The organism is Pseudomonas sp. PI1, assembly GCF_000812405.1.
Classification (GTDB): Bacteria; Pseudomonadota; Gammaproteobacteria; order Pseudomonadales; family Pseudomonadaceae; genus Pseudomonas; species Pseudomonas citronellolis.
On sequence record NZ_JWMC01000102.1, the window covers coordinates 102,927 to 119,928 of the forward strand.

15 protein-coding genes are annotated in these 17,002 nt (G+C 66.3%); 2 read left to right on the forward strand and 13 right to left on the reverse strand.

Annotated features, from left to right (window positions below; translation table 11 throughout):
• Window positions 1-73: 73 nt before the first annotated feature.
• Window positions 74-643, reverse strand: coding sequence for a glycerol-3-phosphate 1-O-acyltransferase PlsY (gene plsY / locus RN02_RS30700; RefSeq protein WP_043319214.1), 570 nt, complete (start codon window positions 641-643; stop codon window positions 74-76).
• An 82-nt stretch (window positions 644-725) separates the two neighbouring features.
• Between plsY and folB the strand changes: the two genes are divergently transcribed.
• Window positions 726-1,079 carry a dihydroneopterin aldolase gene (gene folB, locus RN02_RS30705; RefSeq protein ID WP_043319216.1) on the forward strand — a complete coding sequence of 118 codons (354 nt, stop codon included), beginning with the start codon at window positions 726-728 and terminating at the stop codon, window positions 1,077-1,079.
• On the forward strand, window positions 1,070-1,606 hold the full coding sequence (folK, locus tag RN02_RS30710; protein ID WP_043319218.1) for a 2-amino-4-hydroxy-6-hydroxymethyldihydropteridine diphosphokinase: 537 nt from the start codon (window positions 1,070-1,072) through the stop codon (window positions 1,604-1,606). Before folB ends, folK begins: the two co-directional genes overlap by 10 nt.
• Window positions 1,607-1,831: 225 nt before the next feature.
• Here folK and RN02_RS30715 read toward each other — a convergent pair whose 3' ends face one another.
• From RN02_RS30715 to RN02_RS30770, 12 genes are all read right to left on the reverse strand, one after another.
• Entirely contained in the window at window positions 1,832-3,058 is a 1,227-nt protein-coding gene (locus RN02_RS30715; RefSeq protein ID WP_043319220.1) for a multifunctional CCA addition/repair protein, read from the reverse strand.
• Window positions 3,059-3,487: 429 nt separating this feature from the next.
• On the reverse strand, window positions 3,488-3,997 hold the full coding sequence (locus tag RN02_RS30720) for a DUF4136 domain-containing protein (protein ID WP_043319222.1): 510 nt from the start codon (window positions 3,995-3,997) through the stop codon (window positions 3,488-3,490).
• Window positions 3,998-4,055: 58 nt separating this feature from the next.
• Window positions 4,056-5,609, reverse strand: coding sequence for a SpoVR family protein (locus tag RN02_RS30725; RefSeq protein WP_009615572.1), 1,554 nt, complete (start codon window positions 5,607-5,609; stop codon window positions 4,056-4,058).
• Window positions 5,606-6,877 carry a YeaH/YhbH family protein gene (locus RN02_RS30730; RefSeq protein WP_043269296.1) on the reverse strand — a complete coding sequence of 424 codons (1,272 nt, stop codon included), beginning with the start codon at window positions 6,875-6,877 and terminating at the stop codon, window positions 5,606-5,608. The genes RN02_RS30725 and RN02_RS30730 overlap by 4 nt, the downstream gene beginning before the upstream one ends.
• 116 nt (window positions 6,878-6,993) lie before the next feature.
• Window positions 6,994-8,916, reverse strand: coding sequence for a PrkA family serine protein kinase (locus RN02_RS30735; RefSeq protein WP_009615576.1), 1,923 nt, complete (start codon window positions 8,914-8,916; stop codon window positions 6,994-6,996).
• Between the two features lie 275 nt (window positions 8,917-9,191).
• The gene (gene glpE / locus RN02_RS30740) at window positions 9,192-9,521 is read right to left on the reverse strand and encodes a thiosulfate sulfurtransferase GlpE (protein ID WP_043269294.1); all 330 of its coding nucleotides are present in this window, start codon (window positions 9,519-9,521) and stop codon (window positions 9,192-9,194) included.
• A 22-nt stretch (window positions 9,522-9,543) separates the two neighbouring features.
• Window positions 9,544-10,368, reverse strand: coding sequence for a symmetrical bis(5'-nucleosyl)-tetraphosphatase (locus RN02_RS30745; protein WP_009615579.1), 825 nt, complete (start codon window positions 10,366-10,368; stop codon window positions 9,544-9,546).
• Window positions 10,368-10,748, reverse strand: a complete 381-nt coding sequence (gene apaG / locus RN02_RS30750) for a Co2+/Mg2+ efflux protein ApaG (protein ID WP_043319225.1) — start codon at window positions 10,746-10,748, stop codon at window positions 10,368-10,370. The genes RN02_RS30745 and apaG overlap by 1 nt, the downstream gene beginning before the upstream one ends.
• 28 nt (window positions 10,749-10,776) lie before the next feature.
• Window positions 10,777-11,586: a 16S rRNA (adenine(1518)-N(6)/adenine(1519)-N(6))-dimethyltransferase RsmA gene (gene rsmA, locus RN02_RS30755; protein ID WP_043319227.1), complete on the reverse strand. Its 810-nt coding sequence runs from the start codon at window positions 11,584-11,586 to the stop codon at window positions 10,777-10,779.
• Between the two features lie 177 nt (window positions 11,587-11,763).
• Window positions 11,764-12,762 carry a 4-hydroxythreonine-4-phosphate dehydrogenase PdxA gene (pdxA, locus tag RN02_RS30760; protein WP_043319229.1) on the reverse strand — a complete coding sequence of 333 codons (999 nt, stop codon included), beginning with the start codon at window positions 12,760-12,762 and terminating at the stop codon, window positions 11,764-11,766.
• Between the two features lie 132 nt (window positions 12,763-12,894).
• Complete coding sequence (surA, locus tag RN02_RS30765; protein WP_043319231.1) at window positions 12,895-14,187, reverse strand: peptidylprolyl isomerase SurA; 1,293 nt, start codon at window positions 14,185-14,187, stop codon at window positions 12,895-12,897.
• A complete protein-coding gene (locus RN02_RS30770; RefSeq protein WP_043319233.1) occupies window positions 14,168-16,969 on the reverse strand; it encodes an LPS-assembly protein LptD in 2,802 nt (933 codons plus the stop codon). The genes surA and RN02_RS30770 overlap by 20 nt, the downstream gene beginning before the upstream one ends.
• Window positions 16,970-17,002 lie beyond the last annotated feature (33 nt).

A 17,002-nucleotide genomic window follows, 5' to 3' on the forward strand; every position in this document is an offset into this window, starting at 1 on the left:
GGCGGCAAGCTGCCAGCGGCGTGCCGCCACTTTTCGCTTGCAGCTTGTCGCTGGTGGCTTGAAGCTCCCTGCCCTAGAAATGTCGCTCGCGCCCGGCCACGAGGTCGCGCAGGTTGCCGCGGTGGCGCCAGACGATGAGCCCGGTCAGCACCGTCATCGGCAGCAGCGCCGCCGGCAGTTGCCAGGCCAGTAGCGGCAGGGTGAGCGGGGTGGCGACCAGCGAGGCGAGCGAGCTGGTGCGCGACAGTTTGAAGGTGAGCAGCCAGGCCACCGCGGCGAGCAGCGCGGCCGGCGGGTAGAGCGCCAGGAGCATGCCGGCGGCGGTGGCCACGCCCTTGCCGCCGCGGAAGTTGAAGTACAGCGGGTAGAGGTGGCCGATCACCGCCGCCACGCCGACCCAGGCCTCCTGCATCGCGCCCAGGCCGAACAGGCGGGCGACGAGCACCGGCACCAGGCCCTTGGCCAGGTCGCCGGCGAGGGTGAGGATGGCGGCCTTCTTCCCGGCCAGGCGCAGCATGTTGGTGGCGCCGGGGTTGCCGGAGCCGCCGGCGCGCGGGTCGGCGGTGCCGAAGAGGCGACTGAGGAGTACCGCGAAGGACAGCGAGCCGAGCAGGTAGGCGAGGATCGCCAAGAGCCAGACCATGGTTTCCACCGGGGACGAGACTGTCCCCGATTCTAGCGGGGTGGCGTACGCTTGTCGTGCACTGGCCTTGGAGCAGCAGTAAGTGGACAAAGTTTTTATCGAGGGCCTGGAAGTGGACACCGTGATCGGCGTCTACGACTGGGAGCGGGGGATACGCCAGTGCCTGCGTCTGGACCTGGACCTGGGCTGGGACATCCGCCCGGCGGCGGCCGACGACGACATCGCCAAGGCGCTGGACTACGCGGTGCTCTCCGAGCGCATCGGCGGGTTCGCCCGTGACGCGCATTTCCAGCTGGTGGAAACCTTCGCCGAGCGCCTGGCCGCGCTGCTGATGGGCGAATTCGGCATCCGCTGGCTGCGCCTGCGGGTGACCAAGCCGGGGGCGGTCGCCGCTGCCGCCGGCGTTGGCGTGGAGATCGAACGCGGATGCCGCTGACCACCGTTTTCCTCGGCCTGGGGAGCAATGTCGAGCGCGAGCGCCATCTGCACGCCGGGCTCGAGGCGCTCACCGGCTTCGTCCGCAACCTGCGCTGCTCGCCGGTGTTCGAAAGCGAGCCGGTGGGCATCCGCAGCGGCCCCTTCATCAACCTGGTGGTGACCGGCGAGACCGAGCTGCCGCTGGCCGAGCTGAGCCTGCGGCTGAAGCACATCGAGGCCGACAACGGCCGCTATGCGCCGGAGCGCAAGGGCCTGCCGCTGGACATCGACGTGCTGCTCTACGGCGACCTGCATGGCGAGTTCGATGGCCTGGTGCTGCCGCGCGCCGAGGTGCTGAAGAACGCCTTCGTGCTCTGGCCCCTGGCGCTGCTGGCGCCCGATGTGCGTCATCCGGGCGCCGGGCGTGATTTCGCCAGCCTCTGGGCCGAGGCGGACATCGACCAGCGCCTGTGGCCGGTGCCCTTCCAGTGGCGCGGCGCCGAGCTGACGCCGGCGGCGTTGATCGCGGCGCATCCGGCAGCCTGATTCCGTCTGCCTTTCGTAGGAGCGAGCTTGCTCGCGAACCCTGGCCTTGCTCGGTGCCGGGGCTGTTCGCGAGCAAGCTCGCTCCTACAAGAGGGCTGGGCGTAGGGCGGATAACGTTCGACGTTATCCGCCGTTTGACCTGGGCCCCAGGTTACTCCGGGTTCAGCCTTGGAGTTGACGGTGGTCTGGGGTGTGGCGGCGTATGACCGCGAACGGTTATACGCCCTACGGTTGGGCTTCCTTGTAGGCCTTGAGTGCCTTCAGGCGTTCGCGCTTGAGCGCTTCGCCCAGTTCCGCGCCCTTGAAGCCCTTTTCCAGCAATGGCTGCACCGCTACTTCGCGGGCTGCCCTGGCGGCGCCGCGCAGGTAGTCGGCCTGTGGATAAGCGCGGTTTTCCAGGCCGTGGCGGCCGCGGGCGTCCATTTCGCTGGCGGCGATGAATTCCTCGAAGCGCTGCGGCCGGCGGTAGACGTCGAAGGCCTGCAACAGCTCCAGCAGAGTGCTGGGCCGCAGTTCCAGGGCGCGGTGGGCATGGGTGTGGTACTCGCCGACCAGGCGCGCCAGTTCCTGGCAGTCGCGCGGCGCCTTGAAGCGGGCGTTGACCGCATCGATCAACGGCAGGCCCAGGTGTTCGTGGGCGATGTGCCGGGGCCAGTCTTCGCGGCGGGTGCGCGCCTTGCCCAGGTCGTGGAGCAGGCAGGCCCAGCGCACGGTCAGCGGCTGACGGTGCTCGGCACACTGGCGCAGCACGGCCAGCAGGTGTTCGCCGGTGTCGATTTCCGGGTGGTGCTGCGCCGGTTGCGGCACGTCGAACAGGGCGTCGACCTCGGGCATCAACACGGCCAGGGCGCCGCAGTCGCGCAACACCTGGATGAACACGTCGGGGCGGGCTTCCATCAGCGCGCGGGCGATTTCCTTCCAGCTGCGTTCGGGCGTCAGGGCTTCCAGCTCGCCGGATTCGGACAGCTCGCGCATCAGCGCCAGGGTTTCGTCGGCGACCTTGAAGCCCAGTGGGGCGAAGCGCGAGGCGAAGCGGGCCACGCGCAGCACGCGCAGCGGGTCTTCGACGAAGGCCGGGGAGACGTGGCGCAGCAGGCGCGCTTCGAGGTCGCGCTGGCCGCCGTAGGGGTCGATCAGCCGGCCGTTGTCGTCCTCGGCCATGGCGTTGATGGTGAGGTCGCGGCGCACCAGGTCTTCTTCCAGGCTCACGTCGGGGCTGGCGTAGAAGGTGAAGCCGCCGTAGCCGCGGCCGCTCTTGCGTTCGGTGCGGGCCAGGGCGTATTCCTCGCCAGTCTTGGGATGGAGGAATACCGGAAAGTCCGCGCCCACCGGGCGGTAGCCCTTCTCGAGCATGTCTTTGGCGCTGGCGCCGACCACCACCCAGTCGGTATCGCTGACCGCTTGGCCGAGCAGACGGTCGCGAACGGCGCCGCCTACCTTGTAGATCTGCATGAAGCTTTCTCCTGTCAGGGGGATAGCTTCGGGCTTCGGAGAGCGGGGGGCAAGCCTGTAGGCGCGCGCCCTGCGCGCGAATCGCGGGCAGGGCCCGCTTACAGGGGAATGGCGTGGAGCGGATCTCATCCGCGAATCGCGCCGGAACCTCCGGCCATCGCGGACAAGGTCCGCTCCTACGAGGAAACTCCATACCTCACAGCAAATTGTAGGAGCGGGCCCTGCCCGCGAAATCGCGCGCAGGGCGCGCTCCTACAGGGGAATGGTACGGGTGGGGCAGTGTAGCGGATCTCATCCGCGAATCGCGCCGGAACCTCCGGCTATCGCGGACAAGGTCCGCTCCTACGGCAAACGCGCACCCGTAGGATGGGTTGAGCTTGCGAAACCCATGCGGTTGCGGTGATGGGTATCGCTTCGCTCAACACCATCCTACGGGGTGGCCTGGGGAATCTGGCTTATCAGCGCTTCGACCGCGTGCTGCAGCAGCTCGCTGCTGGCGTGGGCCGGGCTCAAGCCGGTGCTGACGGTACCTTCCCAGAGCACCCGGTCCTGCAGGTCGGTCAGGCGCACGCGCAGGGTGCCGGTTTCGTCGCGCAGGCGGTGGATGGCCAGGTAGGGGCCGAGGGATTGCGGCGGCGGCACGTCGACCTTGAATTCCAGCGGCGCGTCGCGCAGGGCCAGCCAGTAGTAGACGCGCAGTTGCGCGGCGCCGGCTTCGCGGTAGCCGCGCCTTTCCAGGCCCTGGCGCAGCCAGGCGTTGATCAGCGGGTAGCGGCTGGCGTAGGGCAGGGCGTCGACGGCGTTTTCCGGGGGCATCAGCTGGAAGGCCTGCAGGCCGGCCAGGCGGCTGTCCGCCGCCTGGGTCACGCGGGCCTGGGGGACCTGCGTGGTGCAGGTCGCGAGAGCGAGGCAGAGCAGGAGGATGGCGAAAAGACGCATGGCGACCTCGGCTGGGCTTGGCGTCATGCTCGATCCTGCCCCGGGTAGGGTCAACCGATCAAATGGGCGGGATGATCAGGTCCAGCCGCGGGTAGCCGTCCTCGTTCTCGCGTTCACCCTTTGGGGGCATGTGGTGGGTCTGCACGACCTGCTCGCCGTTGAGGGTTTCCAGGTGGATGTCGAAGCCCCACAGGCGGTGCAGGTGCTTCATCACGTCCTCGGTGGATTCGCCCAGCGGCTGGCGGTCGTGCTGCTGGTGGCGCAGGGTCAGGGAGCGGTCGCCGCGGCGGTCGACGTTCCAGATCTGCACGTTGGGCTCGCGGTTGCCCAGGTTGTACTGCGCGGCGAGGGTCTCGCGGATCTTGCGGTAGCCGTCGTCGTCGTGGATGGCGTCGACCAGCAGGTCGTCCTTCTGGTCGTCGTCGAGGATGCTGAACAGCTTGAACTCGCGGATCACCTTGGGCGAGAGGAACTGCAGCACGAAGCTCTCGTCCTTGAAGCTCTTCATGGCGAACTTGAGGGTGGCCAGCCAGTCGCTGCCGGCGATGTCCGGGAACCAGCGGCGGTCTTCCTCGGTGGGTTCCTCGCAGATGCGGCGGATGTCGCGGTACATGGCGAAGCCCAGGGCGTAGGGGTTGATGCCGCTGTAGTAGGGGCTGTCGAAGCCGGGCTGGTAGACCACGCTGGTGTGGTACTGGAGGAACTCCATCATGAAGCCGTCGGTGACCAGGCCCTCGTCGTAGAGGTCGTTGATCAGGGTGTAGTGCCAGAAGGTTGCCCAGCCTTCGTTCATCACCTGGGTCTGGCGCTGCGGGTAGAAGTACTGCGCCACCTTGCGCACGATGCGCACCACTTCGCGCTGCCAGGGCTCCAGCAGCGGGGCGTTCTTCTCGATGAAGTAGAGGATGTTCTCCTGCGGCTCGCTGGGGTAGCGCGCCAGTTCCTGTTCCTTGTCCTTGCCGGCGGCGCGCGGGATGGTCCGCCACAGGTCGTTGACCTGGCGCTGGATGAGTTCCTCGCGTTCCTTCTGGCGCTGCCGTTCTTCCTCGGCGGAGATGGGGTAGGGCCGCTTGTAGCGGTCGACGCCGTAGTTCATCAGGGCGTGGCAGGAGTCCAGCAGGTCTTCCACCGCGTCGATGCCGTAGCGCTCCTCGCACTGCATGATGTACTGCTTGGCGAACACCAGGTAATCGATGATCGAACTGGCGTCGGTCCAGGTGCGGAACAGGTAGTTGCCCTTGAAGAAGCTGTTGTGCCCGTAGCAGGCGTGGGCGATCACCAGCGCCTGCATGCACTGGGTGTTCTCCTCCATCAGGTAGGCGATGCAGGGGTCGGAGTTGATGACGATCTCGTAGGCCAGGCCCATCTGCCCGCGCTTGTAGTTCTTTTCCGTGCTGAGGAAATGCTTGCCGTAGGACCAGTGGTTATAACCGATGGGCATGCCGACCGAGGCGTAGGCGTCCATCATCTGCTCGGCGGTGATGACCTCGATCTGGTTCGGGTAGGTGTCCAGCGCGTAGCGCTCGGCGATACGGCTGATCTCCCGGTCGTACTGGCGGATCAGGTCGAAGGTCCATTCCGAGCCGGTGGCGATGGGCTGGCGCTTGCTCATGCGACTAGCCTCCTCTGGAACAGTTCGCGGAACACCGGGTAGATGTCCGCGGCGGAGACGATCTGCTGCTGGGCGAAGCTGTCTTCGAAGGCTTCGCGCACCCGTTCGTATTCGAACCACAGCGCCTGGTGCTCGCGCGGGGTGATCTCGACGTAGGTGTAGTACTGCACGAACGGCATGATCTGTTTCATCAGGATATCGCGGCACACCGGCGAATCGTCATTCCAGTTGTCGCCGTCGGAGGCCTGGGCCGCGTAGATGTTCCACTCGTGGGTGGGATAACGCTCGGCCATGATCTCCTGCATCATCTTCAGCGCGCTGGAGACGATGGTGCCGCCGGTCTCCCGGGAATAGAAGAATTCTTCCTCGTCCACCTCGCGGGCGCTGGTGTGGTGGCGGATGAACACCACTTCGATCTTCTCGTAGTTCCGCTTGAGGAACAGGTACAGGAGGATGAAGAAGCGCTTGGCGATGTCCTTGGTCGCCTGGGTCATGGAGCCGGAGACGTCCATCAGGCAGAACATCACCGCCTGGGAGGTGGGGTTGGGCTGCTTGATCAGCAGGTTGTACTTGAGGTCGAAGGTGTCCAGGAAGGGCACGCGGTCGATGCGCGCGCGCATGCGGTCGATTTCCTGCTCCAGCGCCTGGATGTCGCCGAGGTTGTCCGGTTCCTCGCGCTTGAGCCGTTCCAGTTCGGCCACGGCGGCGCGCAGCTTGCCGCGGGTGGAGCCGGTCAGGGCGATGCGCCGGGCGTGGGCCGAGCGCAGGGTGCGGACGATGTTGATGCGCGAGGGATTGCCGTCGTTGCTGATGCCGGCGCGCACGGTCTTGAAGGTGTCGCTGCCGGTGATGTGGCGCTTGACCAGGTTGGGCAGCTCCAGGTCCTCGAACATGAAGTCGAGGAATTCCTCCTGGGTGATCTGGAAGACGAAGTCGTCCATCCCCTCGCCCTGGTTGCTGGCCTTGCCGGCGCCACGGCCACCGCCGCCGCCCTGGGGCCGGGCGATGTGCTCGCCGGTGGTGAATTCCTTGTTGCCCGGGTGGACGATGGTCTGCCGCCCGCCACGGCCGTGGTGGAGGATGGGTTCGTCGATGTCGCGGCCGGGGATGCTGATCTGCTCGCCGTGCTCCATGTCGGTGATCGAGCGCCGGCTGACGGCCTCCTCGACCGCCTTCTTGATGTGCTCACGGTAACGCCGCAGGAAGCGCTGGCGGTTCACCGTGCTTTTGTTCTTGCCGTTCAGACGCCGGTCGATGACGTAGCTCATACAGGCCCTCCGGGCTGAGCTGGAAGCTGGAAGCGGTAAGCTGGAAGCAGGCCGCAACCGGGGGTTACGGTATGCCTCTGGCTTCCGGCTTCCAGCATCCGGCTTTCAACTGCTTTTTACTGCGACTTACGTACGCGCAGATACCATTCCGACAGCAGGCGCACCTGCTTCTCGGTGTAGCCGCGCTCGACCATGCGCCGGACGAAGTCGTTGTGTTTCTGCTGGTCCTCCTTGCTGGCCTTGGCGTTGAAGCTGATGACCGGCAGCAGGTCCTCGGTGTTGGAGAACATTTTCTTCTCGATCACCACGCGCAGTTTCTCGTAGGACAGCCAGCTGGGGTTCTTGCCGTTGTTGCCGGCGCGGGCGCGCAGCACGAAGTTGACGATTTCGTTGCGGAAATCCTTCGGGTTGCTGATGCCGGCCGGTTTCTCGATCTTCTCCAGCTCCTCGTTGAGGGCGGCGCGGTTGAGGATTTCGCCGGTTTCCGGGTCGCGGTATTCCTGGTCCTGGATCCAGAAGTCGGCGTAGAGCACGTAGCGGTCGAAGATGTTCTGGCCGTATTCGCTGTAGGACTCGAGGTACGCGGTCTGGATTTCCTTGCCGATGAACTCCACGTAGCGCGGCGCCAGGTATTCCTTGATGAAGCGCAGGTAGCGCTCGCGGGTTTCCGGCGGGAACTGTTCCTGCTCGATCTGCTGCTCCAGCACGTAGAGCAGGTGCACCGGGTTGGCCGCCACTTCGTGCGGGTCGAAGTTGAACACCTTGGAGAGGATCTTGAAGGCGAAGCGGGTGGAAAGCCCGGCCATGCCCTCGTCGACCCCGGCGGCGTCGCGGTATTCCTGGATCGACTTGGCCTTGGGATCGGTGTCCTTGAGGTTCTCGCCGTCGTAGACGCGCATCTTCGAGTAGATGTTGGAGTTGTCCGGCTCTTTCAGGCGCGACAGCACGGAGAACTGCGAGAGCATCTTCAGGGTGTCCGGGGCGCAGTGCGCGTGGGCCAGCGAGCTGTTGATCAAAAGCTTGTCGTAGATCTTGATCTCGTCGGTGACGCGCAGGCAGTACGGGACCTTGACGATGTAGATACGGTCGATGAAGGCCTCGTTGTTCTTGTTGTTGCGGAAGCTGTGCCACTCCGATTCGTTGGAGTGGGCGAGGATGATGCCGCTGTAGGGCAGCCCGCCCAGGCCCTCGGTGCTGTTGTAGTTGCCCTCCTGGGTGGCGGTCAGCAGCGGGTGCAGGACCTTGATCGGCGCCTTGAACATCTCGACGAATTCCATCAGGCCCTGGTTGGCCCGGCACAGCGCGCCCGAGTAGCTGTAGGCGTCGGCGTCGTTCTGCGGGTACTCCTCGAGCTTGCGGATGTCCACCTTGCCCACCAGGGCGGAGATGTCCTGGTTGTTCTCGTCCCCCGGTTCGGTCTTGGCGATGGCGATCTGGTTGAGGATCGAGGGGTGCAGCTTGACCACGCGGAACTGGCTGATATCGCCGCCGAACTCGTTGAGCCGCTTGGTCGCCCACGGCGACATGATCGAGCGCAGGTAGCGCCGCGGGATGCCGTAGTCTTCCTCGAGGATGGCGCCGTCCTCATCCGGGTTGAACAGCCCCAGGGGCGATTCGAACACCGGCGAGCCCTTGATGGCGTAGAAGGGCACCTTCTCCATCAGCTGCTTGAGCTTTTCCGCCAGGGACGACTTGCCGCCGCCCACCGGGCCGAGCAGGTAGATGATCTGTTTCTTTTCTTCCAGGCCCTGGGCCGCGTGGCGGAAGAAGGCGACGATCTGGTCGATGCATTCTTCCATGCCGTGGAAGTCGGCGAACGCCGGGTAGCGGCGGATCACCTTGTTGGAAAAGATTCGCGACAGCCGTGGGTCGGTGGAGGTATCCAGCAGTTCCGGCTCGCCGATGGCCATCAGCATGCGCTCGGCCGCGGTGGCATAGGCGGTCTTGTCCTGCTTGCAGATATCCAGGTACTCCTGCAGGGAGTATTCCTCCTGGCGGGTCGCTTCGAAGCGTTCCTGGAAGTGACTGAAAATACTCATGACGTCTCCTCGCTCGATGCATGGAGCCGGCACGGGATCGGTGTGAGTGGGTGCGGGCGGGCTGCCAGCGTGGCCGGCGAATTTCCCCCAGAACTCCAACGGTACCTGGCTTGCGCCCTGAACCGCCCCAAATGGTCACTGCCGATTCCCGGAAGCCGGTGGGCCGGCTCTCCCCTTTTGGATGGCCTGAGGAAAAGGATAGTTCGTTATCCGGCCTGTAAAGGGGAATCGGGTGAGAAGTTACAGATTTATTTGTGGAACCTCGGCCGGGCCCCTCAGTCCGCCTGGCCGCTGCTGGTATCCGCGGGATAGACGCTGCGCCACAGTTCGAAGCCGCCGTCGACGCTGTACACGTCGGTGAAGCCCTGCTGGACGAAGTAGGCGGCCGCGCTCTGGCTGGAGTTGCCGTGGTAGCAGAACACCAGCAGCGGCGCATCGAGGTCGGCCTGGCGGATGAAATCGGCCACCGAGTAGTTATCGATGTGGCGGGAACCGGTGACGTGGCCCATCGCGTAGCTCTGCGGGTCGCGGATGTCCACCACCTGGGCGCCGGCCTGGCGCAGCTGGTGGGCCTGTTCGGGGGCGATGCGCTTGAATTCGCTCATGTTCTCTGCTCTGTGGGTGGGCTCAGCCGGCGTTGCCGGCGCAGCTGCAGGCGATGCGTTCGCCGTTGTCGACGTTCAGCAGGGTCATGCTACCGCCCCACACGCAGCCGGTGTCCAGTGCGTAGAGGCCGGGCACGTCGCACTGGCCTTCCAGCGCCGCCCAGTGGCCGAAGATGATCTTGCGCCCGGCGGCCTTGCGCTCGGGGTAGCTGAACCAGGGGGCGTAGCCGGCCGGCGCGGTATCCAGGCCTTCCTTGCTCTTGAGGTCGAGCTTGCCGTCGGGGGTGCAGAAGCGCATGCGGGTGAAGTAGTTGGTGATCACCCGCAGGCGGTCGATGCCGTGCAGCTTCTTGTCCCACTTGGCCGGCTCGTTGCCGTACATGCCTTCGAGGAACAGCGGCAGGCGCTGGTCGTCGCGCAGGGCCTCTTCCACTTCGGCGGCGCGCTGCAGGGATTTCTCGATGCTCCACTGCGGCGGGATGCCAGCGTGCACCAGGGTGACGTCGCGTTCGGCGTCGTGGTGCACCAGGGGCATGTTGCGCAGCCAGTCGAGCAGGTCGTCGCGCTCCGGCGCCTCGAGGATTTCGCGCAGGGTGTCGGCCTTCTTCAGGCGCTCGGCGTTGTAGGCCACGGCCAGCAGGTGCAGGTCGTGGTTGCCCAGCACGCAGACCACCGAATCGCGCATGGCGTAGAGGAAGCGCAGGGTTTCCAGCGACTGCGGGCCGCGGTTGACCAGGTCGCCCACCAGCCACAGCTTGTCGCGGGCGGGGTCGAAGGCAACCCGCTGCAGCAGTTGCTTGAGCGGTTCCAGGCAGCCCTGCAGGTCGCCCACGGCGTAGGTGGCCATCAGTGCAGCGCTCCGGGAACGGCGAGGCGGAACACCGGGATTTCGGCATCGAAATGGTGGCCATCGGCGGCGACCATCTGGTAACTGCCGGACATGCTGCCGACCTTGGTGGCCAGCACGGTGCCGCTGGTGTAGGTATGGCTGGCGCCCGGCTCGATCAGCGGCTTTTCACCTACCACGCCGGCGCCGCGCACTTCCTGCACGTGGCCGTCGCCGTCGGTGATGATCCAGTGGCGGCTCAGCAGCTTGGCCGCCTGCTCGCCCTGGTTGTGGATGGTCACCGTGTAGGCGAAGACGTAGCGCTGCTGCTCCGGCTGCGATTGTTCGGGCAGGTGGCGGGTGGTGACGCTGACGGAAATCTGGTATCGGGGGTCGCTCATGCTCGGCTCGGGCGTCTCGTCGAGGGATTCACAGCTCGGGGGCCAGTTCCGCCAGGCGGTTGGCTAGGCGCACGAAGTCGGCTACGTCCAGTTGCTCCGGGCGCAGGCTGGGGTCGACGCCGGCGGCCTCGATGTCTTCGATGGACATCAGGCTGCGCAGGGTGTTGCGCAGGGTCTTGCGGCGCTGGTTGAAGGCTTCGCGGACGATGCGTTCGAGCAGGCGGTGGTCCTTGGCCGGGTGCGGCAGCTCGGCGTAGGGCGCCAGGCGGACGATGGCCGACTCCACCTTGGGTGGCGGGTTGAAGGCGCCCGGGCCGACGGTGAACAGGTAGTCCACCCGGCAGAAGTACTGGACCATGATCGACAGCCGGCCCCAGTCGCCGCCGCCGGGCTTGGCGGCCAGGCGCTCGACCACTTCCTTCTGCAGCATGAAGTGCATGTCCTGGATGATCCCGGCGTGCTCCAGCAGGTGGAAGATCAGCGGCGTGGAGATGTTGTAGGGCAGGTTGCCGACCACCCGCAGCTTCTCGCCGGCCTGGGGCAGGGTGGCGAAGTCGAACTTCAGGGCATCGCCCTGGTGCAGGCGGAAGTTCGGCTTGAGGCCGAAGCGCCATTTCAGCTGCGGGATCAGGTCGAGGTCGAGCTCGATCACGTCCAACTGCGCGCCGCTGTCCACCAGGCCTTCGGTGAGGGCGCCCTGGCCCGGGCCGATCTCCAGCAGGTGCTGGCCTTCCTTGGGGGCGATGGCGCGCAGGATGCGGTGGATCACCCCGGCGTCGTGCAGGAAGTTCTGGCCGAAGCGCTTGCGCGCGCGATGTTGGAAAAGCTCGGAAGACATAGGGAGTTCCAGGGAGCAGCTAGAAGCCTGAAGCTAGAAGCTGGAAGAGAAAGACGCATATGCCGATGTTACCAGCCTGGCGCTGGTACGAAAAATGCGCTTTCGTCCTGGCTTCCAGCTTCCAGCTTCCAGCTTCCAGCTTCCAGCTTCCAGCTTCCAGCTTCCAGCTTCCAGCTTTCAACTATCAATCCGACTAGCCGCCATCTGGTAAGCCGTCTCCAGCGCCACCTGCAGGCTGCCGCCGTCGATGCGGCCAGTGCCGGCCAGGTCCAGGGCGGTGCCGTGGTCCACCGAGGTGCGGATGATCGGCAGGCCCAGGGTGACGTTCACCGCCGCGCCGAAGCCCTTGTACTTGAGCACCGGCAAGCCCTGGTCGTGGTACATGGCCAGCACAGCGTCGCAGTGTTCCAGGTGCTTGGGGGTGAACAGGGTATCGGCCGGCAGCGGGCCGACCAGATGCATGCCTTCGCCGCGCAGGCGCTCCAGGGTGGGCTCGATGACGTCGATTTCCTCGTGGCCCAGGTGGCCGCCCTCGCCGGCGTGGGGGTTGAGGCCGCAGACCAGGATGCGCGGCTCGGCCAGGCCGAACTTGTCGCGCAGGTCGGCATGCAGGATGCGGGTGACGCGCGCCAGGCGCTCGGGCGTGATGGCGTCGGCCACCTCGCGCAGCGGCAGGTGGGTGGTCACCAGCGCCACGCGCAGGCCGCGGGTGGCGAGCATCATCACCACCTGCGGGGTACGGGTCAGCTCGGCGAGGAACTCGGTGTGCCCGGAGAAGGCCACGCCGCCTTCGTTGATCACGCCCTTGTGCACCGGCGCGGTGATCATCCCAGCGAAGCTGCCGTCCAGGCAGCCCTGGCCGGCGCGGGTCAGTGTCTGCAGCACGTAGCCGGCATTGGCCGGGTCGAGCTGGCCGGCTTTTACCGGCGCGCCCAGCGGGGTGTCCCAGACATAGAGCGAGCCTGCCGGGGCGGGCGCCTGCGGCCACTGGCCTGGGCCGGTTTCCAGCAACTGGATGTCCAGGCCCAGCAGGGCGGCGCGCTCGGCCAGCATCTGCCGGCTGGCGATGGCCACCAGCGGCTGGGGCTGAGCCTGGCGGGACAGCAGCAGGCACAGGTCCGGGCCGATGCCGGCCGGCTCTCCGGGGGTGAGGGCGAATGGCTTGGAGGCTTGCATGGCGGGTGTCTCTGAGGCATCGGCCGCGCCGGCGGCCGGGGTTGTTCGGGATGGGCCCACTCTACGCCCAAGTGGGGCGCGGATAAAAAGAAACCCGGCCTTGGGGCCGGGTTCCTGTGTCGCGCGCGGGGCTTACAGCTTGATCTCGACGTAGGCTTCGTCGCGGATCTGCCGCAGCCAGGCCTGCAGTTCCTCGTCGTACTTGCGGTTGCGCAGGACCTGGGCGGCCTGCTGCTCGCGGAACTTGTCGCTGCTGTCGGTGGCGCGGCGACCGAGGACTTCCAGGATGTGCCAGCCGAACGGCGAGCGGAACGGCTTGGACAGCTGGTTCTGCGGGATGCTGTTCATCACGTCGCGGAATTCCGGCACCAGGGATTCCGGATCGACCCAGTTGAGGTCGCCGCCGTGCAGCGCCGAGCCCGGGTCTTCGGAGAACTGCTTGGCCAGCTTGCCGAAGTCTTCGCCGCTCTGGATGCGCTCGTAGAGCTTCTGCGCCAGCTTCTGGGTTTCCTCGTCGCTGCGGATTTCGCTGGGCTTGAGCAGGATGTGGCGGACATGCACCTCGTCACGCACCATCTTGCTGCCGCCGCGCTTCTCTTCCAGCTTGAGGATGATGAAGCCGCCGGGGGTGCGCACCGGCTCGGTGACGTCGCCCACGGCCAGGCTGCCGACCATGCCGTCGAACGGGGAGGGCAGCTGGGCGGCCTTGCGCCAGCCGATCTCGCCGCCTTCCAGGGCGTTGTCGCCGGCCGAGCGGGAAATCGCCAGCTGGTTGAAGTCGGCGCCCTGCTTGAGCTGCTGGTAGATCTCCTGGGCCTGCCTGCCGGCGGCCTGGAGGGTTTCCGGCGAAGCGCCGTCCGGCACCGGGATGAGGATGTTGGCCAGGCGGTACTCTTCGGAGAGCTGGATCTTGCCCAGGTCGGAGGCCAGGAAGTTCTGCACTTCCTGGTCGCTGACCTGGATGCGCTCGGCCACGCGGCGCTGGCGCACGCGGCTGATGATCATCTCGCGGCGCACCTGCTCGCGGGCGTCGTCGTAGGACAGGCCGTCGCGGGCGAGGGCGGCGCGGAACTGGTCCAGGCTCAGGTTGTTGCGCTGGGCGATGGTGCCCATGGCCTGGTTCAGCTCCTCGTCGGTGATGCGGATGCCGGAGCGCTCGCCGATCTGCAGCTGGATGTCCTCGATGATCAGGCGCTCGAGCACCTGCTGCGTCAGCACGTGCTCGGGCGGCAGCGGCGCGCCGCGCTTCTCGATGGTCTGGCGGACTTCGCGCAGGCGTTGGTCGAGCTGGCTCTGCATGACCACGTCGTTGTCGACGATGGCCACGACACGGTCCAGCGGGGTGACTTCGGCGTGGGCTGCGGAACAGACCAGCAGGGCGCCCAGCATCAGCGGGCGCAGGGCATTACATAGAGCTGTCTTCACGTTGACGATAACCTTGGATGCCTTGGTCGAGGAAGCCTTCGACTTGGTTGCCTACAACGCCGCCAAGGCCCTTGAGGATGATTTGCAGGAAGATGCCGCGGTCGGCCTTGGAGTCGGACGTGTAGAAGTTGTCGTCGTCGTACTTCAGCCAGTAGCGGTTGACCAGTCGCAGTTTCCAGCAGCAGCTGTCGTATTCGAAGCCGCCGAGGGCCTCGAGGGTGCGGTTCTGGTTGTAGTCGTACTGCCAGCGGGCGATGGCACTCCACTGCGGGACGATCGGCCAGATGACCGAGAAGTCGTGCTGCTCGATCTTGTACTCGTCGCTGTTGTAGCTGAAGCGGCCGAGGTTCGGGTCGAACGACTTGCTGTCCGCGCGGTAGCGGTAGCCGGCGTTGAACACCTTCTGCGGCTCGGCTTCGGGCTGGTAGTGGAACATCACGCTGCCGCTGTCGGTGTGGTGCGTGTTGGGGTTCCAGTTGTAGTCCGAGCTCAGGCGCCAGTCGTGGTTGAAGCGATAGACGCCCTGCAGGGCGTAGGGCGAGCGCCAGGTGTCCGCGTCGGGGTTGTCGATCGGGTTGTTCGGGTTCGCCAGGTTGTAGTTGCGGATGTACTTCTCGGTCAGGCCCGGCAGCTGCACGCGGCGGTCGGAGAAGTAGTAGATCTGGCCGGCGCTGACGGAGGCGCGCTCGAAGCCGTTGTCCTCGATGAAGCGCGAGGTGGCGCCCAGGGACAGCTGGTTGGCGTCGCCGATGCGGTCCTTGCCGGTGAAGCGGTTCTCGCGCCACAGCGAGTCGTAGCTGAAGTTGAACTCGCCGGTGTCGAAGCTCGGCAGGTTGTCCTGGTTGCGGTACGGCACGTACAGGTACATGGCGCGCGGCTCCAGGGTCTGGCGGAACTTGGTGCCGCCGAACGTGGTGTCGCGGTCGAAGTACAGGCCGCCGTCGAGCTTGACCAGCGGCAGCGAGCGGTCGGGGCTGCTGTCGTAGCTGACTTCGCCGTAGTTGGTCGAGCTGTTCAGCTGCGCCTTGCCGGTGCCGTCCAGGTCCAGGTCGTACTTGGTGTACATCGCCTTCAGCGTCGGCGTCAGGAAGCCCCAGCTGCTGGCCAGCGGCAGGCTGACACCCGGCTCGAAGTGCGCACGGTCGCCGGTGGCGCGGGCCAGGCCGGAGATGTTCACGTCCGGGCGCTGACCGAGCACGTTGCCGTCGGTATCGAAGTAGACGTCCTCGTCCAGGTCGCGGTCGAAGCGCACCAGTTCGCTGCCGTAGGTGAACTCCAGGCCGCCCGGGTGGTAGGGCAGGCGACCGTCGAGGGTCAGCTGCGGCAGGCGGTCATATGGCGTCACGTCGGTCACGGTGGCCAACTGGTAGGCCTGGGCGTTGAGGCGCGCGGTGAAGTCGTCGCCGCGGTAGGTCAGGGCGCCCTGCTGGTTCACGTAGGTCGGCGAGCCCAGGCCCAGGGAGGTGTCCAGGTCCTGGAAGTAGTACGGGTCGCTGATCTTGGTGTAGTCCACCTGCGCCAGCCAGCGCGAATCCAGGCCGCTGGTGTTCTTCCAGCCGTACATCCAGCGCTGGTCGGTGAAGTGCGGCTGGCCTTCGCGGTCGTCGTCCTTGTCGTTCAGGTAGGCGGCGGTGACCTGGCCCTCGCTGCTGTGGGTCAGGTAGCGGAACTCGCCTTCCATCATCAGACCGCGCTTGGCCATGTAGCGCGGGAACAGCGTGGCGTCGTAGTTCGGCGCCAGGTTGAAGTAGTACGGGGTGACCACGAACATGCCGGTGTCGCTGGTGCTGCCCAGGGTGGGCGGCAGGAAGCCGGACTGGCGGCGATCGTCGATCGGGAAATAGATGTAGGGGGTATAGAACACCGGAATGTCCTTCACCCGCAGGGTCGCGTTGGTCGCGGTGCCGAAGCCGGTGGCCGGGTTCAGCTTGATGTTGTTGCCCTTGACGTACCAGGAGTTGCTGCCCGGCTCGCAACGGGTATAGGTGCCGTCCTTGAGCTGGATGATGGCGTCTTCCTGGCGCTTGGCGTAGAGCGCGCTGCCGCGGACCTGGGCCTGGTGCATGACGTACTCGGCGTTGTCGATCTTCGCCTCGCCGTTGTCCAGTTGCAGGTCGGCGTGGTCGCCGACGATCAGCGCGCCGTTGTCGCGCAGGCGCACGTTGCCGGCCAGCTCGCCGCGGTTCTCGGCCTGGTGCAGGTTGGCCTCGTCGGCCTCCACCTGCATGCTGCCCTGGCGCAGGACCACGTTGCCGGCCAGGGTCGCGACCTGCGACTCCTGCTCGTAGCGCGAGACCTTCGCCGAGACGTAGGTCGGGGCCTCGTCGCGCGGGGTCTTGTCGTTCATGCCCGGGCGGGTCGGTTCGATGTAGGCGCCGCTGCAGTACGGGCCGACTTCCGCCAGCTGGGCGGCGGTGAGCTTCTCCCGCGGGACCCAGTCGAGGTGGCTGTAGTCGGCGCTGCGCGACTTGAGGCCCTTGCCGCCGCTCTCGGTGACCAGCTTCTGCCTGGGCTCTTCGGCGCCGGCAGCCGCACCTGCGACGGCTGCGCCTTCAGCGCCGCCGCTGGCGGGGGTGCTGACCGAGCTTTCGGTATGCTCCGGACGCGGCGGCAGGGCGCTGGCCGGCTGCTGCGCGGAGCAGTCCCAGCTGCCGCCGGAGGGGGTGCAGTTGAACTGTTCGGCCGCCGTGGCGGTCGAGGAAGCGAGCGGCTGCATAGCCAGCAGGCCACCGGTCACCAGTAAGGGGAACTTTCTACGGAACACGGGGAGAATCACTGCCATCTTGTTAATCCGGGCTTCCTGCGAGCCATCGGC